This window comes from Mycetocola sp. CAN_C7 (genome assembly GCF_015752285.1).
Taxonomy (GTDB): Bacteria; Actinomycetota; Actinomycetes; order Actinomycetales; family Microbacteriaceae; genus Mycetocola_A.
This window is the reverse complement of sequence record NZ_JADOUY010000001.1, coordinates 405,689-428,537: the sequence shown is the minus strand read 5'-3', so window position 1 is coordinate 428,537 and position 22,849 is coordinate 405,689. Positions and strand designations below refer to the sequence as shown.

Below are 22,849 nucleotides of genomic sequence, written 5' to 3'. Positions count from 1 at the left end.
GCTGATCACCGGCGGGCGCGGCCCGGCAGAGTGAGGATTTCCGCGCCGTCCGCGGTGATGGCGATCGTGTGCTCGCTGTGAGCGGTGCGGCTGCCTGTCGCGCTGCGGAGCGTCCAGCCGTCGGCATCGGTGACGAGTTCATCGGTGTCGGCCATCACCCACGGCTCCAGGGCGAGTAGCAGCCCCTCGCGGAGCCTGTACCCGCGGCCGGGCCGCCCGTCGTTCGAAATGTGCGGATCCTGATGCATCGTCGACCCGATGCCGTGGCCGCCGAACTCCCCGTTGATCGGGTAGCCGGCCTCGGTGAGCACGGTGCCGATGGCGTGCGAGATGTCGCCGATGCGGGCGCCGGGTCGCGCGGCGGCGATCCCAGCGGCCAGCGCCCGTTCGGTTGCGTCGATCAACGCAGCGCTCTCGGTCGGTCGGGTCCTGCCGACGATAAAACTGATCGCCGAGTCTGCTGCGATCCCATCTTTGAGCACGGCGAGGTCGAGTGTCAGAAGGTCACCGTCCGCGAGCAGGTAGTCGTGCGGCAACCCGTGGAGCACGGCGTCGTTGACAGCCGTGCAGATGTAGTGCCCGAACGGTCCGCGCCCGAATGACGGCGCGTAGTCCACATAGCAGGACTGCGCACCGGCCTCGAGAATCAACGCCTTCGCCCACCGGTCGATGTCGAGAAGATTCGTGCCGACGGTGGCGCGGCTCTTCAACGTGTTCAGGATGTCGGCTACGAGTCGGCCTGTCACGCGAGCTCGTGCCACCTCGGCCGGGTTCAGGATCTCGATCATGTGCTGCCCCTTCGTCGCCGGTCGCGAACCGACCGGCCAATAACTATACCGGCCATATTATCCCGCTAGGATCGGAGCCATGGTCAGGTTGCCTCTCACTCCCGCAGAAGTCGAGCGCGGACAGCGCCTCGGTGCTCTGCTGCGTCGTGCACGCGGACAGCGCTCGATCCTCGACACTGCACTCGACGCCGGAGTCTCCCCCGAGACTCTCCGCAAGATCGAGTCCGGCCGCGTCGCCACCCCGGCTTTCTCGACAATCGCCGCTGTAGCCGGAGCGCTCGGTCTCTCCCTCGACGCTGTGTGGGCCGAGATCGATCAGCCAGATGCTGTCGCCGACCGGATGGTCTCGTAGGCCACAGCCAGGTCTCGCCCCTCCTTCCGTTCGTCCCCGGCACATTTTTCGCGAACCCCGGGGTCGGGGAGTACCGTCGAAGTCATGAGCCAGGTCACAACTCCGGCCTCCGCACGCGAAGACCACAGCTTTTTCGGGCAGCCGCGCTCGCTCGCCAACCTTTTCGGCGTCGAGATGTGGGAGCGCTTCTCCTTCTATGGGATGCAGGGCATCCTCCTCATCTACCTGTACTACTCGGCGGCAGAGGGCGGTCTCGGGATCCCGCAAGCGACAGCGGCAGGAATCGTCGGTGCGTATGGCGGAGGGGTCTATCTCTCGACCATCCTCGGAGCCTGGGTCGCCGACCGCCTGCTCGGCAGTGAACGCGTTCTGTTCTTCAGCGCCATCGTCATCATGGCCGGCCACATCGCGCTCGCGCTCGTGCCAGGCATTCCGGGCGTCGCGCTCGGTCTGATCCTCGTCGCCATCGGTTCGGGTGGGTTGAAAGCCAATGCAACAAGCGTCGTCGGCACGCTGTACTCCGCGGAGGATCCCCGCAGGGATGCCGGGTTCTCGCTCTTCTACCTCGGCATCAACCTCGGGGCGTTCTTCGGCCCGATCCTCACCGGCTTGCTGCAGAGCAGCCTCGGTTTTCACTTCGGCTTCGGCCTGGCCGCTGTCGGTATGGCGGCCGGCCTGATCCAGTACTCCTTCGGGCGCAAGCGGCTCCCCGCAATCGCCAGCACAGTGCCCGACCCGTTGCCCCGGTCGCGGTGGCTGCTCTACGGTCTGATCGCCGCAGCGGCGCTCGTACTCGTTATCGTTCTCGTGGTCGTCGGTGTCATCACCGCAGACAACCTCGTCACCATCGTGATCGGTCTCACTGTGGCATCCGCGATTCTGTACTTCATCGTCATTCTCACGAGCAAGCAGGTGACGCCGATCGAGCGCAAGCGGGTGTACGCGTTCATTCCGCTGTTCATCGCGAGTGCGGCATTCTGGTCGCTCTACCAGCAGCAGTTCACCGTCGTCACGATCTACTCCGACGAACGGCTCGACCGCAGTCTCTTCGGCTGGGAGATGCCGGTGTCGTGGGTGCAGTCGATCAATCCAATCTTCATCATCATCCTGTCCGGCGTCTTCGCGGCGATCTGGACGACGTGGGGTACGAAGCAGCCGAGCACGGCGCTGAAGTTCGCGGCCGGCACGGCCATCATGGGTGTGGCGTTCCTTCTCTTCCTCCCATTCGCGGGCGGGCCGGCGAACTCCACGCCGCTCCTCGCGATGATCGGCATCCTGCTCGTCTTCACGATCGCCGAGCTGCTGCTCTCGCCCGTGGGGCTGTCTGCGGCGACAAAGCTCGCCCCCGAGGCGTTCAGGACGCAGATGGTTGCGCTGTTCTTCCTCTCGGTCGCACTCGGCTCGGCCGTCTCCGGGCTCCTCGCCGAGTGGTACCTCGCCGTCGACGAGTCGCTCTATTTCGGTGTGCTCGGCGGCATCGCGATCGCGATCGGAATCGTGCTTGCGCTCATCGCCCGCCCGGTGCTTCGACTCATGAGCGGCGTGCGCTGACCATCAGGTTCTGCATCGCCGGTCTCGGTTAGGCTGGGGAGTCGCGCGGCGCCCGCCGCATCGGAAGGACGCTCGTGGCTGCACCGACGCTTGTCGTCATTCCGACGTTCAACGAGCGCGAGAGCGTCACGGCCGTCGTCTCCCGGGTGCGCAGCGCGGCGCCCGACGTCGACATTCTGATCGTCGACGACAACTCGCCCGACGGCACCGGTGCGATCGCCGACGCGCTCGCGGCATCCGATCCCGCTCTCCATGTTCTGCACCGCACCGGCAAGGCCGGGCTCGGCAGCGCATACAATGCCGCGTTCCGGTGGGGGCTCGATCGCGGGTACACGCGCCTCGTCGAGATGGATGCCGACGGATCGCACCAGCCCGAGCAGCTGCCTTCGCTCCTCGCCGCAGCGGACTCGGGCGCTGACGTCGTGCTCGGTTCCCGCTGGGTCCACGGCGGCTCCGTCGAGAACTGGCCGACCTATCGCAAGCTGCTGTCGCGCGGCGGCAGCGCGTACTCCCGGTTGGCGCTCGGTCTGCCCCAGCGTGACGTGACCGGCGGCTACCGGGTCCTGACCGCGCACGCACTCGAGAGCATCCGTCTCGATGACGTGCACAGCCAGGGCTACGGCTTTCAGGTCGACCTGCTCTTCCACGCCCACCGGGCCGGGCTTCGCATCGTCGAGGTTCCGATCACCTTCATCGAACGCGAGCTCGGCACGTCGAAGATGACCGGCGGGATCGTCGCCGAGGCGATGCTGCGGGTCACCCTCTGGGGCATTGGTGCGCTGCCCGGGCGGGTGCGGCGCAAGCTCCGCCGCGGCTGAACAGCTCCTACCGCCGTGAGACGGCGTCCGCCGCCGGCTGTGCGTATGGAACGAGGCGGGCGAGCTGAGTGACGTGGCGCGGTTCGAGCTCGTCAAGGCTTGCGACGCCGAGCAGCTTCATGGTGCGGCGGATTTCTTCGGACAGGATCGAGATCGTGCGGTCGACGCCCTCGCGTCCACCAGCCATGAGCCCGTAGAGGTACGCACGCCCGATGAGTGTGAAGCGGGCGCCCAGAGCAACGGATGCCACGATGTCTGCGCCGTTCATGATGCCGGTGTCGAGGTGCACCTCGACCTCGTTGCCGACCTCGCGGACGACGGCCGGCAGCAGGTGGAACGGGATCGGGGCACGGTCGAGCTGGCGTCCACCGTGGTTCGACAGGATGATCGCGTCTGCACCGAGTTCGACGGCGAGCCGCGCATCTGCGACCGACTGGATGCCCTTGACGACGAGCTTGCCCTTCCACTGTTCGCGGATGAACCGGACTTCGTCCGGCCCGACCGTCGGGTCGAACATCGTGTCGATGAGAGCGGCGACGGTTCCTGACCAGCGGTCGAGGCTCGCAAAGGCCAGCGGTTCTGTGGTGAGGAAGTTGATCCACCAGGCGGGCCGTGGCAACGCGTTGAGCACGGTCTTCGGTGTGAGCGCCGGCGGGATCGAGAAACCGTTCTTCACGTCGCGCAGGCGGGCGCCTCCGACCGGGGTGTCGACGGTGACCATGAGGGTGTCGTAGCCGGCGGCCTGGGCCCGATCGACGAGCGCCAGCGACCGGTCACGGTCGGTCCACATGTAGAGCTGGAACCAGTTGCGTCCACCGGGAGCCGCTGCGGCGACATCCTCGATGCTCGTCGTTCCCATGGTCGACAGTGTGAACGGGATGCCTGCAGCCTCGGCGGCGGTCGCTCCGGCGCGTTCACCCTCGGTTTGCATCATCCGGGTGAAGCCGGTCGGCGCGATGCCGAACGGCAGGGCGCTCGTCCTACCGAGAACCTCACGGCTCGTGTCGACTTTCGACACGTCGCGCAGGACGGAGGGGTGGAACTCGATGTCCTGGAACGCCTGGCGCGCCCGGGCGAGCGAGATTTCTCCTTCGGCGGCGCCGTCGGTGTAGTCGAACGGAGCCTTCGGGGTGACGCGTTTGGCGATCGTCCGCAGGTCGGCGATGCTCGTCGCTGAGGCCAGGCGGCGTGTTCGAGCGTTGAACTCGGGTTTCTTGAACTGCATCAGGGGTGCGAGGTCACGCACCTTCGGGATTCGTCTCTCAACCATGGATGTCTCTTTTCTGTCGGTGTACGAGGTGAAATGCCAGGAAGCGTCGTCTACGCGCCGGACGGGGCGGCATCCGCCACCAGTCTTGGTGTCTCGTCGGGTCGGCGGGAGGGGAGGTTGGTTTCGGCGTAATAGCCCGCGATGTGGTCGTGAACGGCGCCGCGGGCGCTCGCCGGATCGCCGGACTCGATTGCCGTGAGGATCGCGCGATGCTCCCTCATCAACCGGGCCGATGTCCCGGACCACGACGGCAGGGTGGATGCGCCGGCGATGGCGTAGTTTTCGATCGAACTCCGCAGGCCGGCCATCGTCGCAGCGATGACCTGATTGCCGGATGCCTCGGCGAGCGAGAGATGAAACTGGGCGTCGAGCGCGAGAAAGTCGCCAGGCGGCAGGTCGCGCGACTCCATCACGTCGAGAAGAGAGGCGGATGCTGTCAGGTCGGGCCGCGATCCGGCAAGGTCGGCGGCGACCGCGGTTTCGAGTACGAGCCTGGTCTGCACGATGTCGGCGACGGCGAACCCGGTGGCGGCGACCTGCAGTCGCATGAGGGCAGACATCCCTCCACCGGGCAGCGCGACGATGATCGCTCCGGACGTCGGGCCGGAACCTGTCGCAGTGCGGACGAGGCCGAGCACCTCGAGCACGCGGATCGCCTCACGCACACTGGACCGGCCGACGCCGAGGTCGGCCGAGAGGGCGCGTTCCCCGGGCAGGTGATCGCCGGGGCGCAGCCGACCATCGAGCAGGTCGCGCTCGATCGACTCGAGCACCACCTGCCACGCGCGTCGTTCGTCTGTCACGCCCGGCCTCCGTTGGCTGTATTGTCAGACTCTTGTGGTCTGACCACACAGCTTACACGGCCTGAGCGCGGACGGTCACCGAGGAGACCGTCCGCGCCGGAGGCATCCGAGGCGGTGGACAGCCCCCGATACGCCGGATGCCCTCGACCACAACGGGAACTCTTGCCGATCGAGCGCAGCGGCAGCGGGAACTGAGCAGCTGGTGCGGCCGGCTAGCTGCGCAGCACGATGTTCGCGGGCTCGTCGCCGCGTCGCATCCGCTCGACCTGGTCGCGCACGAGGCGTGCCATCCGCGGCAGCATGGCAGTCGACGCCCCACCGACGTGCGGGCTGATCAGCACATTCGGGAACGAGAACAGCGGATGCCCGTCGGGCAGCGGCTCAGGGTCGGTCACGTCGAGCGCGAAGCGCAGGCGACCGGACTCGGCATGCCGCAGGATGGCATCCGTGTCGGCAACCTGCCCGCGTGCGATGTTGACCAGCAGCGAACCGTCGCGCATCACGGCGAGGAAGTGCTCATCGACGAGCTTCGTCGTCGCTTCGGTGAGCGGAACGCCCACCACGACGATGTCGGCTTCCGGCAGCAGCTCAGGCAGGTCGTCGAGGTCGTGGATCGGACCGCGCTCGTCGCTGCGGGCGCGACTGGCCACACGGACCACTTTCGTCTCGAACGGGAGCAGACGGTCCTCGATCGCCTTGCCGACGCCGCCGTAGCCGAGCAGGAGCACCGTTCTGTCAGCGAGGCTCTCGAGCCTCGCTGGGGCCCAGCGGCCCTCGTCCGCTGCACGGACGAACTGCGGGATGCCGCGCTGCGACGCCAGGATGAGGGCGAGGGTCAACTCGGCAGTCGACGTCTCGTGCACGGTCGAAGCATTCGCGAAGAGGTGACCTGCTGGCAGGACATCCCCGACGCCGTCGTAGCCGATGGACTGGCTCTGTACGAGCCGGGTGGTGACGCCGGTGAGGTTCGCGAGGCGAGCAGTCCCGTCCATGTACGGCTGGATGACGATGTCGATCGTGTCGACCGGTGGTGGCCCCGACATATCCCACTCGAGGAATTCGACGCCGTCGAGCTCGCCGACCTCCTCGCGAAGCGCGTTGCCTGGGACACTGACGAGGATCGATTCGGTCATGGTCCGAGCCTATCCAGCGCTTCTGTGAATCTCTCGCCCTGTTAGGTTCGAGAGATGGATTCTCCGCTCGCCGCCGCCCTTCTCCTGGCCAACGCCGCGTTCAACGTTCTGGCCTGGCCGACGTTCCTTCGGCGTGTTCTCCGTGACCCGCGAGCACGGGATGCCTCCGGCACGGCGACCCGATTCCTCATGGTTCACATCGTGCTCGTCTCGATCGCGCTCCTCCTGGCGCTGGCGAGTGCGATCGCCGCGATCGTTCTTCTGAAGGCCTGACGGTCTGACGGTCTGACGGTCTGACGGCTCCGCTCGGGCCGTTGCGAACCGAGGCTCAGCGTTCCCGCGGCTCGAAGCGAACAGGCGCAAACGAGCGGGCGACCAGTGCCCGCATGGACTCGAGGTCTCCCGAGAGCAGCCCGACGGCCCTGGCCTGGACGAGGACGTTGCCGAGCGCCGTCGCCTCGACCGGCCCGGCCAGCACCGGCATCCCTGACCGGTCGGCCGTGAGCTGGCAGAGCAGGGTGTTGAGTGAACCGCCCCCGACGATGTGGATCACGTTGACAGGGGTGTTCGCAAGAGCGGATGCCGCGTGGACGGCGCGAGCGAAGGCATCCGCCAGACTCTCGAGAATGGTGCGCACGAACTCGGCGGTGGATCGCGGAACAGGCAGCCCCTGTTCGGTGAGCGCTTCGGCGATGCGTGCTGGCATATCGCCAGGCTGCAGGAACCGAGGGTCGTCGACGTCGAACACCGGCATCGGCGAGCTGACAGCTGCGGCCTGTACCAGGAGGGCAGGCAGGTCGATCACCGAGCCCGTCTCGCGTTCCCAGGTGCGCACCGATTCGCTGAGCAGCCAGAGCCCCATCACGTTGTGGAGGAACCGCACCCGGCCGTCGACGCCGCCCTCGTTCGTGAAGTTCGCCTCGCGGCTGGCCGCCGTCAGCACCGGATGCTCGAGCTCGAGTCCCACGAGTCCCCAGGTGCCGCACGAGATCCACGCGGCGTCGCCGGAGGTCAGTGGGATGGCGACGACAGCGGATGCCGTGTCGTGCGAGCCGACAGCGGTGACCGGCGTCTGTGCAGACAACCCGGTCTCTGCGGCGATGGCTGGGAGCAGCGAACCGAGCAGAGTGCCCGGTGCGACGATCGGGGGGAAGAGGGTGGGGGGAAGCTCGAGTCGGGCGATAAGGTCGTCGTTCCAGCGGCCGTCGATCGACAGCAGGCCGGTGGTCGACGCGTTGGTGATCTCGGCGGTCCGCGAACCGGTCAGCCAGTGGGCGATGAGGTCGGGGATGAGCAACAGAGTGTCGGCGTCGTCAAGCCGGCGTCCGTCTGCGGCGAGCTGGTAGAGCGTGTTGAAGGGGAGGAACTGGAGCCCGTTCTGGGCGTACAGCTCGGCGAACGGCACCAGGGTGTGCACGGTGGCCACCCCTGCGGCGGTGCGATCGTCGCGGTAGTGGAACGGCTCTGAGAGCATCCGTCCGTCAGCGAGCAACGCGTAGTCCACCGCCCAGGAGTCGATTCCGATGCTCTGGATCGCCGGTTCGCGGCGTGCGGCTTCGGCAAGTCCGGTGAGGATGGAATGCAGGAGCCCGCTTGCGTCCCAATGGAGGCCGTCTGCAGTCCGTGCCGGTCCGTTGGCGAAGCGGTGCACGGGTTCGAGCCGCAGGGTGTTCGGTCCCACCCGGCCGAGCATGACCCGGCCGCTCGTCGCCCCGAGGTCGACGGCAGCGACGGCGCCGCTCATCGCAGGAACGCGGCAGCGACACCGGCGTCGACCGGGATGTGCAGGCCGGTGGTGTGCGACAGGTCGCTCGTGCAGAGCACGAATACGGCGTTGGCGACGTTCTCGGGCACCACCTCACGCTTGAGGATGGTGCGCTGGGCGTAGAACGTGCCGAGGTCCTCTTCGTCGATGCCGTAGGTCTTGGCCCGGTTCGCACCCCAGCCGGAGGCGAAGATGCCCGAGCCACGCACCACACCGTCGGGGTTGATGCCGTTCACTTTGATGCCGTACTCGCCCAACTCGGCGGCGAGCAAGCGCACCTGGTGGGCCTGATCGGCCTTGGTCGCCGAGTACGCGATGTTATTCGGTCCGGCGAACACCGAATTCTTCGACGAGATATAGATGATGTCTCCGCCGAGCTTCTGGTCGATGAGCACACGGGCAGCGGCCTTCGACACGAGGAACGAGCCCTTGGCCATCACGTTGTGCTGGAGGTCCCAGTCCGCCTCCGTCGTCTCGAGCAACGACTTCGACAGCGACAGGCCCGCGTTGTTCACGACGAGGTCGAGTCCCCCGAAGGCGAGGACGGCGGCGTCGATGGCACCCTGAACCGCCTGCTCGTTGGAGACATCAGCGGCAATGCCGATGGCGACATCCGGGTTTCCGATCTCAGCGGCTGCGGCCTGTGCCTTCTCGAGCGAGAGGTCGGCGATCACGACGCAGGCGCCCTCGGCGGCGAGGCGGGTAGCGATGGCCTTGCCGATTCCGGATGCCGCTCCGGTGACGAGGGCGACCCGGGCGGCGAGCGGCTTGGGCTTCGGCAGGCGCTGCAGCTTGGCCTCTTCGAGAGCCCAGTACTCGATGCGGAACTTCTCGGTTTCGTCGATCGGCGCGTACGTCGAGAGCCCCTCTGCGCCGCGCATGACATTGATCGCGTTGAGGTAGAACTCGCTTGCGACGCGGGCGGTCTGCTTGGTTGCGCCGTAGCTGAACATGCCCACCCCCGGCACGAGGACGATGAGAGGATCTGCACCCCGGATGGCGGGTGAGTCCGACGACGCGTTGCGGTCGTAGTAGGCCTGGTAGTCGGCGCGGTACTCCGCGTGCAGCGTGTGCAGGCGCTCGATCGTCTCTTCCACAGAAGCGGATGCCGGCAGGTCGACGAGCAGCGGCTTCACCTTGGTGCGGAGAAAGTGGTCAGGGCAGCTGGTGCCGAGAGCGGCCAGCCGCGGGTGCTCGGCGCTGGCGAGGAAATCGAGGACGACGGCGTGGTCGGTGAAGTGGCCGACCTGCGGCTTGTCCGTGGAAGCGAGCCCTCGGAGCGCCGGGGCGATGGCGGCAGCCTTCGCGCGGCGCTCGGCCAGTGGGAGGGCCTCGAAGCCGTCGAGCTCAGGGCCGAACGGTTCCTGTCGTGAGTTCTCGGCGATGTACGCGGCGGCGGTGTCGATGATCCACAGCGAGTTCCTCTCGGACTCGTCGCTGGTCTCGCCCCACGCGGTGATGCCGTGTCCGCCGAGGATGCAGCCGATGGCATCCGGGTTCTCGTTCCTGATGGCCGCGATGTCGAGTCCGAGCTGAAAGCCGGGGCGACGCCACGGCACCCAGACGACCGTGTCGCCGAAGATGGTGCGCGTGAGCTCCTCGCCGTCGGCGGCGGTCGCGATGGCGATGCCGGAGTCCGGGTGAAGGTGATCCACGTGCGCCGCGTCGACAAGGCCGTGCATGGCGGTGTCGATCGACGGCGCTGCGCCCGGCCTGCCGTGCAGCGTGTAGTCGAACGCGGCGACCATCTCGTCTTCACGCTCGACACCGGGGTAGACATTCGTGAGCGCACGCATGCGGTCGAGCCGCAGAACGGCGAGACCCTGCTCGGTGAGCGTGCCGAGGTCTCCGCCCGAGCCTTTGACCCACAGAAGCTCGACGGTCTCGCCCGTGGCCGGGTCGAGAGCTGTGCCTTTGGCGGACGTGTTGCCTCCGGCATAGTTGGTGTTCCTGGGATCGGCGCCGAGCCGGTTACTGCGCGCGATCAGGTCCGCCGCGGTGTCGTTCGTCATCGCCCGTCTCCCGTTGTTTGATTTTGTTAACTCTTACGGAAAGTAACAGGCACGGATCGGAGCGTCAAGCCTGCGGGCTCAGATCACGTCGGTGAGATCCCGGTAGGGGTCGAGGCGCTCGTCGCCCGGATCGAGCTCGGTGACCAGCGCATCGATCCGATCCCAGTCGAGAGACCTGGCGAGAGCACGCTGTCCGAGTTTGCTCGAGTCGAGGAGGAGCACCGTCTCGTCTGACGCCTCGGCGAAGGCCAGTTTGACCTGGGTTTCGGCCAGGGTGACCTCGCTCGTTCCGCGTGCGCTGTCGGCCGCTGCCGACGAGGTGAAGAACTTCGCGTAGTGCAGGGACGATGCAGCCTGGCACGCGAGGAGGCCGACGAAGCTGTCAGTGCGCTCCTCGGCTTCGCCGCCGACGAGCAACGCAGAGATCCCCGGCTGGTGTCGCGCGACCTGGAAGTTCTCCCACGAATTCGTCGCAAGCGTGAGATCGGATGCTCCGTCGAGCCGAGACAGGAGCGTCCCGACGGTAGACGACGCATCGAATGCGGCCGCACCCACCTCGGGCACCAGGGCGAGCGCCTTCTCGGCGATGACCAGCTTCGCCGCCGCTCCCGTCGACATCCGTTCGAGAAAGGAGCGGGGGCGCAGCGACGGTACGGCGCCGCCGCGCACCCGACGAAGCTGCCCGTCTGATTCGAGATCGGCGAGATCGCGGCGGACGGTCATCGCCGAGACGCCGAGGCCTTCTGCGGCCTCTTCGAGCCGGATGATGCCGTCGGCCTCGAGGATCGCGAGCAGTCGCTCCCGTCGTGACTCGGCGTTCACCGTCGACGTCGTTGCCATTGCCTGCTCCTCGCTTCGCCTGAAATGCTACAACGCGCCGGATTCGTCGGCACCCGCCAGGGCTGCCCAGCGCAAGTCGAATGCAACTGTCGCTCGCGCAGCAACAGCAGGTCTCGATTGCGAAGGCGCTCGCCGGTGACGCAGCGACGTTTTACGCGTACCGGTCGATCGCGCTGGTCTGGAGCGACCAGAAACCGGTCAACTCGGCAGAGATCCAGGCGTTCTACTCGGCCGCCAAGGCGATCGAGTTGCCGCTCATCGGCGGCTCACTTCCTCTCATCCCGCTCGGAATCTTCACCTTCCTGATCCCGGTGATCATCGTCGTCTGGGTGCTGCTCAACAAGACGACCTTCGGGCGGCGGGTGTACGCGGCGGGCACCAACGACACGGCAGCAGCGTGGGCCGGCGTCAACGTGCGGCCGAACCGGCTCGCGGTCTACATCCTGTCCGGTGTGATCTCCGGGCTGGTGGGGATCGTGACCGTGGCGCAGTTCGCGTCGGCGAGACCGGATGCCGGGACGAGCGGAAACGGGATGGCGCTCCCGGCGATCACCATCGCCGTGCTCGGTGGCGTTGCCATCACCGGTGGCATCGGCCGGGTCGCTGGTGTCGTGCTCGCCACCGTGCTCATCGTCTGGCTCAACGCCGGGATCTTGCTCGCCTTCCCGGGCAACGACGGGGTGCAGGTGCAGCTGCTTGCGCTCGTCTTCGCCTCGTTGCTCAACGGGCTCACGAAACGAAAGTACGGAGGGATCTGAGTTCGAGATTTTTCTACCAACTGGGACCGAACCCGACCATAATCGGTGGGGACGGCCCGGCCGGGCCCGAAGGAGAGAGTGATTGTGGCTGAGATTCTGGTGTTCCACCACGCGCAGGGCCTGACCGGGGGCGTGCAGGCATTCGCCGAGGCCCTCACCGAAGCAGGGCACGTCGTGCATCTTCCCGACCTCTATGACGGCCACACGTTCGACGAGCTGGACGATGGAATGGCTTACGTACGGTCGATGGGGTTCGACACCGTGCTCGAGCGGGGTCGGGCGGCTGCGGACGGGCTGCCGAATGCCCTGGTCTATGCCGGCTTCTCGCTCGGCGCGATGCCGGCGCAGCTTCTGGCCCAGACGCGTCCCGGCGCGACGGGTGCTCTGCTCTTCTCCGGCACGGTGCCGGTGTCTGAGTTCACCGAGATGTGGCCGGCCAGCGTGCCGGTGCAGATCCACAGCAAGGATGCCGACCCGGAATTCATCGAGTCGGGGGACATCGACGAGGCCCGTGCCCTGGTCGCGCAGGCCGCCGACGGTGAACTGTTCCTGTACCCCGGCGACCAGCACCTCTTCGCCGACAGCAGCCTGTCGTCGTTCGACGAGCGGGCGACTGCGTTGCTCACCGAGCGGGTGCTGACGTTCCTTTCCCGGGTGGGCTGACCTTCCCTCCGTCTCAGTGGAAGTAAGGTTTGCGTTGCAGCCAGTTGGGGATCGAGACGACCGGTCTGCCGTCGACCATCTCGACGGAGAAGACCCCGGTGTCGATCATCCGGTGGTGGAACCAGCAGAACAGAGCACCGTTGTCGGTGTGAGTCGGCCCGCCCTCGGAATGTTCGACGATGTGGTGGGCTTCGCAGGCCGAGGCAGGAATGGTGCACCCACTGATTCCGCAGGTGGGTCCATCTCTGGCGATCATTCCCAGTCGTTGGTCGCGCGAGAATAGTCGTTTCTCGGTACCGAGTGCGACGAGCGCACCGTCGGTGTCGATGATCGCGGGGAGGACGCTGCTGTCACACAGGATCTGTCTGATGGTGGAGAAGGGGACCGGTTCTGGCTCTCCGACGATCTCCCCGGTTCCCTTGTCATTCTTCAGCACTTCTGCGGTGACGGTGACGACGACGGTGGGCGACGCACCGGTGACAGTAGGAACGTCGGCGGAGCGCGCGAGCGAGTCGATCATCGCGGCGAAGACATCGGCACGAATCTGGCCGGGAGTGCGGGTCTCTCGTGGAGTGCTCGCGTCGTTCCCGGTACCCCGGTCGATGTCGGGCGCCGGGGTGCCCGTGGCGTTCGATTCGGCGTCGGTGGGATCGCCCGGAAGGTAGCGGGATGCCGTTCGGGGGCTCAGCACGGCGGAGAACAGAGAACGGAGTTTAGCTCCGACGTCGACGGTGACCTGCCCGCCGAACCGGAACAACCCGTTCGTCGTGGTGTCCGAGACCCAGAACTCCCGGTTCTGAAACGCCTGCTCTGCGCGCGGTTCGACGCCGTCCTGGTCGAGTCGGTCGCGCCACTGCCGTGCCTGAACAGCGATGAGGTCGGGCGGCAGGGGCATGCCCAGGTCTGTTCCGCTGCCGGTGGCCTGTCCGACCAGCGTGGCTTCGGCGGCTGTCAGGCCATCCACATCGGCTCGCGCCGCAGCAGTCGTGAGTTCTTTGCTGATCACATCGGCGGTCTCGGCGCCGATCAGTCCGGCCCGGAGCGCCTCGCCGACGACGGGGAACAGCGGTGGCAGGGGCAGTCCGGCATCCGTTGCCCGCGGGGACGTGCGCGATCCGACGCGGATCAATCTCAGTGCCGTCGCTGCAGACACCCCGGCGACCATCTCGACGAGGTGCGACGGCCGGGCGAAGTTCAACCGGGCCGCCAGCCCGGCACTGCCACGGACTGGATCCGACCGCACCGCGACGTCGTTCGCCGCTGCGGCAAGGATCGCCTCGATCCCGCGACCCAACGCCGCGGTCGTCGACAACACAGTGAGCATACGGTCACCGTCGAGCCGGTCGAGGTGATCGAGGTCAAGAGTGCCGATCACCTCGGCCAGGTGCGACCGCAGTTGGTCGAGCGCAACCTCCTCTGCCGGCACATCGGGTGCCGGGGCGAGGGCGCTGACCGGGGGAGTCATGGTGCCAGGTCACCACCGGCGATTCGAACGGCACCACGCCTCGGCTGACCTGAACGCCGCGGCGCTGGAGGCCGGCGAATACAGGTGGTGCGCGGTTCGTTCATGCTTCTATTCCATCACCGACCACTGACACTGTCCCGCCGCCGAGTGAACCTCGCGCCGGGTCCGGGACGAGCCGCTGACGGCTGCCTATGCTCCCCAGCCGGCCTGCTGTCCGCCGACGCGTTCGGCGGCGATCCTCTGCTGGTAGCCGGATGCCGCATAGGCGGCCATCGGGTCTGCCGGAAGACCTCGCGACTCACGCCAGGCGGCCAGGTCGGATCGAACATCCGTGTAGAAGGCGTCCATGAGTATGGCGTTCGCGCCAAGCACGTCCCCGGCATCCTGCGCTGCCGTCAGTGCGAGGCGGTCGACGAGGAGCGCTCGCGCGGTCATTTCCTGCACGTTGAGTACGCTGCGGATCTGGCCCGGGATCTTGTCCTCGACGTTGTGGCACTGGTCGAGCATGAAGGCCACGGGGCTGTCGGGCCCATACCCGCCGCCGCGCACGACCTCGAAGAGGATGCGGAACAGCTGGAACGGATCAGCGGCACCGACGATGAGGTCGTCGTCGGCGTAGAACCGCGAGTTGAAGTCGAACGAGCCGAGCTTGCCGAGGCGGAGGAGCTGCGCGACGATGAACTCGATGTTCGTGCCTGGTGCGTGGTGGCCGGTGTCCAGGCAGACCATCGCCTTGTCACCGAGCGCCGTCACGTGGGCGTACGAGGTTCCCCAGTCGGGAACATCCGTGTGATAGAACGCCGGCTCGAAGAACTTGTACTCGAGCACGAGGCGCTGGTCGTCACCGAGCCGCGCGTAGATCTGCTGCAGTGAGTCGGCGAGCCGCTCCTGCCGACCGCGGATGTCGCCCTGACCCGGGTAGTTGGTGCCGTCGGCGAGCCAGATCTTGAGATCGTTCGAGCCGGTGGCGTGCATGACGTCGATGCACTCGAAGTGGTGGTCGATCGCCTTGCGGCGAACGGCAGCGTCGGTGTGCGTGAGGCTGCCGAACTTGTACTCGTCGTCCTGGAATGTGTTCGAGTTGACGGTGCCGAGTTCGACGCCGAGGTCCCCGGCGAAAGTTCGCAGAGCGGCGTAGTCGTCGACCTTGTCCCACGGGATGTGCAGCGCGACCTTCGGTGAGAGCCCGGTCAGCGCGTTGACCTGCGCCGCGTCCGACAGCTTCTCCTGGATGGTGCGGGGAGTGCCGGGGGTACCGAACACCTTGAATCGGGTTCCCGAATTGCCGAACGCCCAGGAGGGGAGCTCGATGGCCTGCTCGGCGAGCTGGTCGGCGATGGAATCAAATGTCGTCATGATGTCACTTCTCTGTGGTGTGGGCTGTCTGGAAATGTTGTCGAAACGGTGTCAGGAGGCGGGGTCGCGGAGCTGATCTTCGAGATGAAAGATCTCGGGAATGCGGGTGAAGTCTTCGTCAGGCGTTCCAGTGAGATCCTCGAAGAAACCGGCCATTTCACTTTGCCACCGCGCGTTGACCTCGGTCGCAGCCATCCCTGCCCTCGCAGCGTCGAGCGAGTCGGTTTCGAAATAGCCGATGAGCAGTCCGTCCGGCCGGAGGAACAGCGAGTAGTTGTTCCACCCGGTGTTCGCGAGAGCCCGTGCCATCTCCGGCCAGATCGCCCGGTGGCGTTCGGTGTACTCCGGAACCCGGTCGGGTTTCACCCGGAGCTGGAAACCGACCCGCTCCATCTCAGTACTCCATCGCATCAGGGCCGCGCAACAACAGCCAGCGCGGCATCCCCGCGACACTGAATCGTTTCAAAGCCATGTGACGAATATACGGGCAGCCCGTAGCCACGTCAACGAGACGGATGGTCGGCAACGACGTGAGACGTTTCAGCGCGGTCGACACCTAGGCTTGCTCGAGAGAGCGGAAGGGTGACCGATGGCGTCGACGAGTGTGCGGGATGTCGCGCTGCGGGCGGGCGTCTCTGTCGGAACCGTCTCCAACGTGCTCAACCGCCCCGGCAAGGTGTCGCCCTCGACCATCGAGCGCGTCCATGCCGCCATCGAGGCCCTGGGCTTCGTGCGCAATGACGCCGCCCGCCAGTTGCGGGCGGGTCGAAGCCACAGCATCGGCATGGTGGTTCTCGACGTCTCGAACCCGTTCTTCACCGACGTCGCGCGCGGCGCAGAGGATCGCGCCGCCGATGAGCACCTCACCGTGCTGCTCGGTAACAGTGACGAGAACGCCGACAGGGAGAACGCCTACCTCGACCTCTTCGAGGAGCAGCGTGTCCACGGGGTGCTGATCTCGCCGGTCGGCGACGAAACCGTGCGCCTCGAACGCCTGCTGCGCCGCGGCATCCCGACCGTTCTCGTCGACCGCCAGACCGACGACGACCGCTTCTCCTCTGTCGCTGTCGACGACGTCGCCGGCGGATATCTGGCCGTCCGCCACCTGCTCGACACCGGGCGTCGCCGGATCGTCTTCGTCGGCGGGCCGGAGAGTCTCGCGCAGGTGACCGACCGGCTGGCCGGTGCCCGCACCGCCGTCGGCGAGACATCCGACGCCACACTCGACGTGATCGAGACCGACGCACTCACCGTTCTGCAGGGCCGGATGGCCGGGGAGCGGATCCGCGATCTCGAACCTTCCGACCGACCGGATGCCGTCTTCGCCGCGAACGATCTCCTTGCGATGGGGGTCCTGCAGGCGCTGAGCATGCTCGGAGCCGTGCATGTGCCCGAGGAGATCGCCCTCATCGGCTATGACGACATCGACTTCGCCTCTGCGGCTATCGTGCCGCTCTCGTCGATCCGCCAGCCGAGCGCGCTGATCGGCCACACCGCCGTCGACCTGCTCGTGCGCGAAGCGGCGTCACCGGACGGATTCGTGCACGAGCACGTGGTCTTCCAACCGGAGCTCGTCGTTCGGGCGTCGACGGCTCGCCGCCCCTGAGGCGAAACACCCCGGCAACATGACCCGGGTTAGGCTCGCAGCATGGCGGACCTCTTCGATGGCTACGGCGGCACCCTGGCACCACGCGTCAGCGCCACAGGCGAGACACCGTGGGACGAGATGTTCCAGGATCCGCCCGCTGTCGGGCATCCCGCAGAAGCCCGAGACGCGTACCGCGAGATCTACGCCGGCCTCGCCCAGATGAGTCAGGACGACCTTCGCGGTCGGACCGAGGCGCTCGCCAGCTCGTACCTGGCCCAGGGGGTGACCTTCGACTTCGCGGGTGAGGAACGACCGTTCCCGCTCGACGCGGTTCCTCGGGTGATCGAACAGGACGAGTGGACCGAGGTCGAGGGCGGCATCAAGCAGCGCGTGCGGGCGCTCGAGGCGTTCCTCTCTGACGTGTATGGCCGGCAGAACGCCGTGCGAGACGGGGTCATCCCCGCCGGGCTGATCAGTTCGTCGAGCCACTTCCACCGCCAGGCCGCGGGCATCGTGAGTGCCAACAATGTGCGCATCCAGGTCTCAGGCATCGACCTCATTCGCGACGGGGCAGGCAAGATGCGCGTGCTCGAAGACAATGTGCGCGTGCCCAGCGGCGTCAGCTATGTCATCTCCAACCGCCGGGTGATGGCGCAGACGCTGCCCGAGCTCTTCGTGTCGATGCGCGTGCGCCCGGTCGGCGACTACCCCAACAAGCTCCTGCAGGCGCTCAGGGCGAGCGCACCGAATGGCATCGACGAACCGAATGTCGTCGTGCTCACCCCCGGCGTCTACAACTCCGCATACTACGAGCACACCCTGCTCGCCCGGCTCATGGGCGTGGAACTGGTCGAGGGCCGTGACCTGTTCTGTTCGGGCGGCAAGGTCTTCATGCGCACGACGTCAGGACCACAGCGTGTCGACGTGATCTATCGACGGGTCGACGACGAGTTCCTCGACCCGCTGACCTTCCGCGCCGACTCGATGCTCGGCTCTCCCGGTCTCATGCTCGCAGCGCGTCTCGGCAATGTCACGATCGCCAATGCGGTGGGCAACGGCGTCGCAGACGACAAGCTCGTCTACACCTACGTGCCTGATCTCATCCGCTACTACCTCAGCGAAGAACCGATCCTGCCGAACGTCGACACCTGGCGCCTCGAGGATCCCGTCGCACTCGAAGAGGTGCTCGACCGCCTCGACGAACTCGTCGTGAAGCCCGTCGACGGTTCAGGGGGTAAGGGTCTCGTGATCGGCCCGGATGCCTCGAAGAAGGAACTAGCGGAACTCACCGCGCGACTCCGCAAGGATCCGCGCGGCTGGATCGCCCAGCCCGTCGTCATGCTCTCAACGATCCCGACACTGGTCGAAGACGGAATGCGCCCGCGGCACGCGGACCTGCGCCCGTTCGCCGTGAACGACGGTGAAGACATCTGGGTTCTCCCCGGCGGCCTGACCCGCGTCGCCCTCCCCGAAGGCCAGCTCGTCGTCAACTCGAGCCAGGGTGGCGGCTCGAAGGACACCTGGGTCGTCGGCCGGCGCGGATCGACGGTCGGTCCGCACGACATCCAGGGGCTGGTGGCCGACCAGGCCACCGTCACCCAGGCGCTCCCGATCATCTACGCCGAGCAGCACGAGCCCGAGCATTCGCCGCAGGACGAACCACGCGGGCGCCGGGACCAGCACGAACAGCAACAACAGCAGGCGGGAGACGAGACATGCTGAGCCGGATCGCCGAGAGCCTGTTCTGGATCGGCCGGTATATCGAACGGAGCGACGGCACAGCCCGCATTCTCGACGTGCACCTGCAACTGCTGCTCGAGGACCCGTGGATCGACGAGGACTCAGCCTGCCGATCGCTGCTCAGCGTCATGGGCAGCACAGCGCCCGCCGATACCGCACTTGCCCGTCACGACGTGCTGCAGCACCTCGCCATCGACCGGTCGGAGCCGGCATCCATCGCCTACTCCATCACGGCTGCTCGGGAGAACGCGCGCCGGGCGCGCGAGATCGTCTCGACGGAACTGTGGGAGTGCCTCAACACGACGAGCGCCAGGATGCCGCGCCGACTGCAAACCGAGAAGGTGCACGAGTTCTTCGGCTGGGTCCGCGAACGCGCTGCGCTCGCCGTCGGGATCATCGACTCCGCGACGAGCCGCGACGAGGCCTGGCAATTCTTCACGCTCGGCCGCAGCATCGAACGCGCAGACATGACCGCGCGACTTCTCGCGACGCGGTCGCTCACCGAGGCATCCGGCCCGAGCTGGACGACCATCCTGAGGTCCTGCGGCGCATACGAGGCCTACCTTCGGACCTACCGGGGCGTGCCCAGTTCCAAGAACGCTGCGGAGTTTCTCATCCTCGACCGCCTGTTTCCCCGCTCCATCCTCTTCGCACTGAATCAGGCCGAGGACTGCGTGCGCGAACTGGAGCCGCGAACCAACCGCGTGGGTGTCGGCGGCCAGGCGCAGCGGCTGCTCGGGCAGGCACGCAGCGAACTCGAATACACCCCGATCGGTGAGGTGCTCAACGATCTGCCGAAGCACATGGATGCCGTGCAACAGGTGACCCTCGACACCTCGGAGGCGATCCGGCAGCGGTTCTTCCCGACGCATGCCGAACCGAGCTGGATCGGAGAACACTCGTGAAACGACTGCGCATTCGTCATCGCACCGGCTTCAGTTATGAGGGACAGGTCAACGCGTCATACAACGAAGCGCGGATGCTGCCGTCGACGACCGATGGCCAGTTCGTGTTGTCGTCGCAGATCGACATTCACCCGCCGGCGTCTCAGCACAGTTACGTCGACTATTTCGGCACCCGCGTCACCACGTTCGAGGTGCTCACCCCGCACTCGGAGCTGTCACTGACGGCGACGAGCCTCGTCGAGGTGCGCCCGAGGCAGCACTCCGAGCATCCGATGTCGTGGGAGCAGTTGCAGCAGCAGACCTCGCGGAGCATCGAGACGGTCGAGCAGCTCGCGCAGACCGGGCGGTCGGACCCGCCTGAGGACCTCGCTGAGCTCGCCCGTGAGATCGCCGACGCTCACGACAGCCCATGTGATGCAGCACTCGAGATCGTCGAAACGATCGGCAGGCAGGTGACCTACATGCAAGGGGTCACCGGCGTGCAGACCACGGCGGCGGATGCCTGGGCGCGCAAGCAGGGCGTCTGCCAGGACATCACGCACATCGCCATCGGGGCTCTGCGGTCGGTCGGCATCCCCGCCCGGTATGTCTCGGGATACCTGCTGCCGAAGCCCAATGCCGAGATCGGCGAGACGATCACAGGCGAATCACACGCCTGGGTGGAGTGGAACTGCGGATCGTGGCGCGGATACGACCCCACGAACCTCATCGAGATCGGCGACCGGCATGTGCTCGTCGGCCGCGGCCGCGACTACTCGGATGTGGCGCCGCTCCGGGGCGTCTACGCCGGCCCGTTCAGTTCGCGACTCTTCGTGAAGGTGGAGATCACGCGCGAGTCGTAGCCGGCGGCATCCGCCTCACTTCTGCTCGTCGGCCACGGTCTGCTCGACCACAAATTCAGGAGAGTGCTGCAAATTCAGGAGAGTGCTGCAAATTCAGGAGAGTGCTGCAAATTCAGGAGACTGCTGCAAATTCAGGAGATTCTCCCGACACGCCGACTGGAGAGCGCTCCCACACGGCGTGTCGCAGGGTTTCTCCTGAATTTGGAGGGGGTTCCTGACTATGCGGAAGGCGGGCTGCTCAGTCCTGGCGGGTGGGGGTTCCTGCTTCGGCAAGCGTGCGGTCGCCTGCTTCGGCCAGCACGCGGTCACCTGGCACACCAGCATCCGCACGCGGGCGCCGCTTCTGCCCCGCGAGGGCCGGCAGTGAGATCGGCGACGTGAGCGCGACCTCCTCGGAGAAGTCCTCAGGCACGATCGACGAGACCGGAAGCGGCCTTCCGGCGTGGGTCACCACAGGGCGCCAGCGGTGGTCGGGGTGCAGCTGCACCCGCAGGCTTCGCGCCATCACGGCCCAGGTCAGCGCGAAGGTGCACGCGAGCAGCGCGGCGACCCCGGCCGCAGCGAGTGCCCAGCGTGGGCCCCACGCGTTCGCGATCCCACCGACGATCGGCGCACCGATCGGCGTGCCACCCATCAGCACCGCCATGTAGAGCGCCATCACCCGGCCGCGCACCGCGGCATCCGTCGTCGTCTGCACGAAGGCGTTGGCCGTTGTGAGCATCGTCACGGTGGCGAACCCGATGAAGATCAAGGCGAAGGCGAAGGTCCAGAACGTCGGCATGACGGATGCCGTGAACGCGGCGATCGAGAACAGGCCGACGGCCGCGATGATGACACGCATCCGCGCGCGGTCCCTGCGGGCGGCGAGCAGAGCCCCTGTGAGCGACCCGATCGCGAGGATCGACGAGAGCAGGCCGTAGTCTCCTGCGCCGCCGCCGAGCTCGACAGCCATGGTCGAGGCGAAGATGGGGAAGTTCATGCCGAACGCCCCCATGATGAACACGATCACGAAGATCACGCCGAGGTCGGGGCGCGACATCACGTAACGGAATCCCTGCACGAGCTGACCGCGCTGGCGCGGCGCACGCGGCCGTGCCCGCAACTGGGATGCCCGCAGCTTGTAGAGCGCGAACAGCACCGCGAGGAACGTCGCAGCGTTGACCATGAACACCCAGCCGGATCCGATGACGACGATGAGCAGGCCGGCGAGTGCAGGACCGATCATGCGGGCGGCGTTGAAGGATGCCGAGTTGAGGGCGACGGCGTTCGACATGTTGTGCTCGTCGACGAGGTCCGAGACGAAGGTCTGCCTGGCAGGACCGTCGACGGCGTTCACGATGCCGAGGAGGAGGGCGAAGGCGTAGAGGTGCCAGAGTTCCGCGTGCCCGAGGATGAGGAGCAACCCGAGCCCGACACCGAGCAGCATGAGCGCCGTCTGCGTGATCATGAGGATCTTGCGCCGGTCGAAGCGGTCGGCGATGAGGCCGGTGATCGGCACGAGGAGGAGCTGGGGTCCGAACTGCAGGGCCATCGTGATCCCGACGGCAACGGCGTCGTTGTCGGTCAGAACGGTGAGCACCACCCAGCTCTGGGTGGTCGACTGCATCCACGCGCCGATGTTCGACACGAGGGCGCCGATGAACCACAGGCGGTAGTTGTAGCTCGAAAGCGAACGGAACATTGCACTCACTGGGTGGCGAGTCTCCTCATCAGGTCTGCGGCTTTCGCCAGGGTTTCTCTGTCGGTCGGGTCTAGAGCACGCAGCTGGTGGTGGAGCCACGCGTCGCGCTTCTTCACCGTCTCCTTGACGATCGCCGTTCCGGCATCCGTCAGTTCGATCGTCACGCGGCGCTTGTCTGCGGCATCGGAGATCCTGGTGAGGTAGCCGGATTCCTCCAGGCAGTTCACCGTGCGGTTCATCGATGGGGCTGACACGTGGTCGCGTTCGGCCAGCCCGCTCAGGGTGTGCGAGCCGTGGGTGTACAGCCCGCCGAGAACGGAGAACTGGCCATCGCTGAGCTCATCGGTCGCCCGCTCGTTGCGCAGGCGTCGTGCGAGTTTGAAAGTGCTCATGCGCAGGTCGGATGCCTGCTCCGCGATTGTCTTTGCCACGAAGAACGAGTCTATCAAATTAGTTAGCAAAGGTAAAGGTCTGGTTAGCAAGGCTAATTAACGGTGCCGCGCGGGGATTCCGGGTCGT

The 22,849-nt window shown here is 66.6% G+C and carries 22 protein-coding genes; 10 read left to right on the top strand and 12 right to left on the bottom strand.

Annotated features, from left to right (window positions below):
• Positions 1-5: 5 nt before the first annotated feature.
• Entirely contained in the window at positions 6-788 is a 783-nt protein-coding gene (gene map, locus IWX78_RS01995; RefSeq protein ID WP_196831701.1) for a type I methionyl aminopeptidase, read from the bottom strand.
• A 79-nt stretch (positions 789-867) separates the two neighbouring features.
• On the opposite strand from map, the gene IWX78_RS01990 reads away from it, so the two are divergent.
• The 3 genes from IWX78_RS01990 (at position 868) to IWX78_RS01980 (ending at position 3,509) form a co-directional block, all read left to right on the top strand.
• Positions 868-1,140, top strand: a complete 273-nt coding sequence (locus IWX78_RS01990; protein WP_196831700.1) for a helix-turn-helix domain-containing protein — start codon at positions 868-870, stop codon at positions 1,138-1,140.
• Between the two features lie 84 nt (positions 1,141-1,224).
• Positions 1,225-2,691, top strand: coding sequence for a peptide MFS transporter (locus tag IWX78_RS01985; protein ID WP_196831699.1), 1,467 nt, complete (start codon positions 1,225-1,227; stop codon positions 2,689-2,691).
• Positions 2,692-2,765: 74 nt separating this feature from the next.
• A complete protein-coding gene (locus IWX78_RS01980) occupies positions 2,766-3,509 on the top strand; it encodes a polyprenol monophosphomannose synthase (RefSeq protein ID WP_196831698.1) in 744 nt (247 codons plus the stop codon).
• Between the two features lie 7 nt (positions 3,510-3,516).
• Here IWX78_RS01980 and IWX78_RS01975 read toward each other — a convergent pair whose 3' ends face one another.
• The 3 genes from IWX78_RS01975 to IWX78_RS01965 form a co-directional block, all read right to left on the bottom strand.
• Positions 3,517-4,779: an alpha-hydroxy acid oxidase gene (locus IWX78_RS01975; protein WP_196831697.1), complete on the bottom strand. Its 1,263-nt coding sequence runs from the start codon at positions 4,777-4,779 to the stop codon at positions 3,517-3,519.
• 50 nt (positions 4,780-4,829) lie between these two features.
• Entirely contained in the window at positions 4,830-5,582 is a 753-nt protein-coding gene (locus IWX78_RS01970; protein WP_196831696.1) for a FadR/GntR family transcriptional regulator, read from the bottom strand.
• A 212-nt stretch (positions 5,583-5,794) separates the two neighbouring features.
• Complete coding sequence (locus IWX78_RS01965) at positions 5,795-6,715, bottom strand: 2-hydroxyacid dehydrogenase (protein WP_196831695.1); 921 nt, start codon at positions 6,713-6,715, stop codon at positions 5,795-5,797.
• 54 nt (positions 6,716-6,769) lie between these two features.
• On the opposite strand from IWX78_RS01965, the gene IWX78_RS01960 reads away from it, so the two are divergent.
• The gene (locus IWX78_RS01960; protein ID WP_196831694.1) at positions 6,770-6,988 is read left to right on the top strand and encodes an SCO4848 family membrane protein; all 219 of its coding nucleotides are present in this window, start codon (positions 6,770-6,772) and stop codon (positions 6,986-6,988) included.
• Between the two features lie 55 nt (positions 6,989-7,043).
• Here the strand turns inward: IWX78_RS01960 and IWX78_RS01955 are convergent, their stop codons facing one another.
• The 3 genes from IWX78_RS01955 to IWX78_RS01945 all read right to left on the bottom strand — a co-directional run bounded on the left by IWX78_RS01955 (position 7,044) and on the right by IWX78_RS01945 (position 11,332).
• Positions 7,044-8,459, bottom strand: coding sequence for a rhamnulokinase (locus IWX78_RS01955; protein WP_196831693.1), 1,416 nt, complete (start codon positions 8,457-8,459; stop codon positions 7,044-7,046).
• Positions 8,456-10,492, bottom strand: a complete 2,037-nt coding sequence (locus tag IWX78_RS01950; protein ID WP_196831692.1) for a bifunctional aldolase/short-chain dehydrogenase — start codon at positions 10,490-10,492, stop codon at positions 8,456-8,458. The genes IWX78_RS01955 and IWX78_RS01950 overlap by 4 nt, the downstream gene beginning before the upstream one ends.
• A gap of 78 nt (positions 10,493-10,570) precedes the next feature.
• Positions 10,571-11,332 carry a DeoR/GlpR family DNA-binding transcription regulator gene (locus IWX78_RS01945; RefSeq protein ID WP_196831691.1) on the bottom strand — a complete coding sequence of 254 codons (762 nt, stop codon included), beginning with the start codon at positions 11,330-11,332 and terminating at the stop codon, positions 10,571-10,573.
• An 80-nt stretch (positions 11,333-11,412) separates the two neighbouring features.
• Between IWX78_RS01945 and IWX78_RS01940 the strand changes: the two genes are divergently transcribed.
• A complete protein-coding gene (locus IWX78_RS01940) occupies positions 11,413-12,090 on the top strand; it encodes an ABC transporter permease (RefSeq protein ID WP_196831690.1) in 678 nt (225 codons plus the stop codon).
• A gap of 84 nt (positions 12,091-12,174) precedes the next feature.
• On the top strand, positions 12,175-12,753 hold the full coding sequence (locus IWX78_RS01935) for a dienelactone hydrolase family protein (RefSeq protein ID WP_196831689.1): 579 nt from the start codon (positions 12,175-12,177) through the stop codon (positions 12,751-12,753).
• Between the two features lie 13 nt (positions 12,754-12,766).
• On the opposite strand, the gene IWX78_RS01930 is transcribed toward IWX78_RS01935, so the two are convergent.
• The 3 genes from IWX78_RS01930 to IWX78_RS01920 form a co-directional block, all read right to left on the bottom strand.
• On the bottom strand, positions 12,767-14,218 hold the full coding sequence (locus IWX78_RS01930) for an HNH endonuclease signature motif containing protein (protein WP_196831688.1): 1,452 nt from the start codon (positions 14,216-14,218) through the stop codon (positions 12,767-12,769).
• Between the two features lie 189 nt (positions 14,219-14,407).
• Positions 14,408-15,574, bottom strand: a complete 1,167-nt coding sequence (gene rhaI, locus IWX78_RS01925) for an L-rhamnose isomerase (RefSeq protein ID WP_196831687.1) — start codon at positions 15,572-15,574, stop codon at positions 14,408-14,410.
• A 51-nt stretch (positions 15,575-15,625) separates the two neighbouring features.
• Entirely contained in the window at positions 15,626-15,967 is a 342-nt protein-coding gene (locus tag IWX78_RS01920) for an L-rhamnose mutarotase (protein ID WP_196831686.1), read from the bottom strand.
• A 196-nt stretch (positions 15,968-16,163) separates the two neighbouring features.
• On the opposite strand from IWX78_RS01920, the gene IWX78_RS01915 reads away from it, so the two are divergent.
• The 4 genes from IWX78_RS01915 to IWX78_RS01900 are packed head-to-tail and all read left to right on the top strand — an operon-like array spanning position 16,164 to position 20,649.
• Positions 16,164-17,180, top strand: a complete 1,017-nt coding sequence (locus IWX78_RS01915) for a LacI family DNA-binding transcriptional regulator (RefSeq protein ID WP_196831685.1) — start codon at positions 16,164-16,166, stop codon at positions 17,178-17,180.
• Positions 17,181-17,222: 42 nt separating this feature from the next.
• Positions 17,223-18,884, top strand: a complete 1,662-nt coding sequence (locus IWX78_RS01910; RefSeq protein WP_196831684.1) for a circularly permuted type 2 ATP-grasp protein — start codon at positions 17,223-17,225, stop codon at positions 18,882-18,884.
• Entirely contained in the window at positions 18,878-19,807 is a 930-nt protein-coding gene (locus IWX78_RS01905) for an alpha-E domain-containing protein (protein ID WP_196831683.1), read from the top strand. Before IWX78_RS01910 ends, IWX78_RS01905 begins: the two co-directional genes overlap by 7 nt.
• Positions 19,804-20,649, top strand: coding sequence for a transglutaminase family protein (locus IWX78_RS01900; protein ID WP_196831682.1), 846 nt, complete (start codon positions 19,804-19,806; stop codon positions 20,647-20,649). Before IWX78_RS01905 ends, IWX78_RS01900 begins: the two co-directional genes overlap by 4 nt.
• A gap of 238 nt (positions 20,650-20,887) precedes the next feature.
• Here IWX78_RS01900 and IWX78_RS01895 read toward each other — a convergent pair whose 3' ends face one another.
• A complete protein-coding gene (locus tag IWX78_RS01895) occupies positions 20,888-22,330 on the bottom strand; it encodes an MFS transporter (protein WP_196832095.1) in 1,443 nt (480 codons plus the stop codon).
• 5 nt (positions 22,331-22,335) lie between these two features.
• Positions 22,336-22,761, bottom strand: a complete 426-nt coding sequence (locus tag IWX78_RS01890; protein ID WP_334684502.1) for a MarR family winged helix-turn-helix transcriptional regulator — start codon at positions 22,759-22,761, stop codon at positions 22,336-22,338.
• Positions 22,762-22,849: the final 88 nt, after the last annotated feature.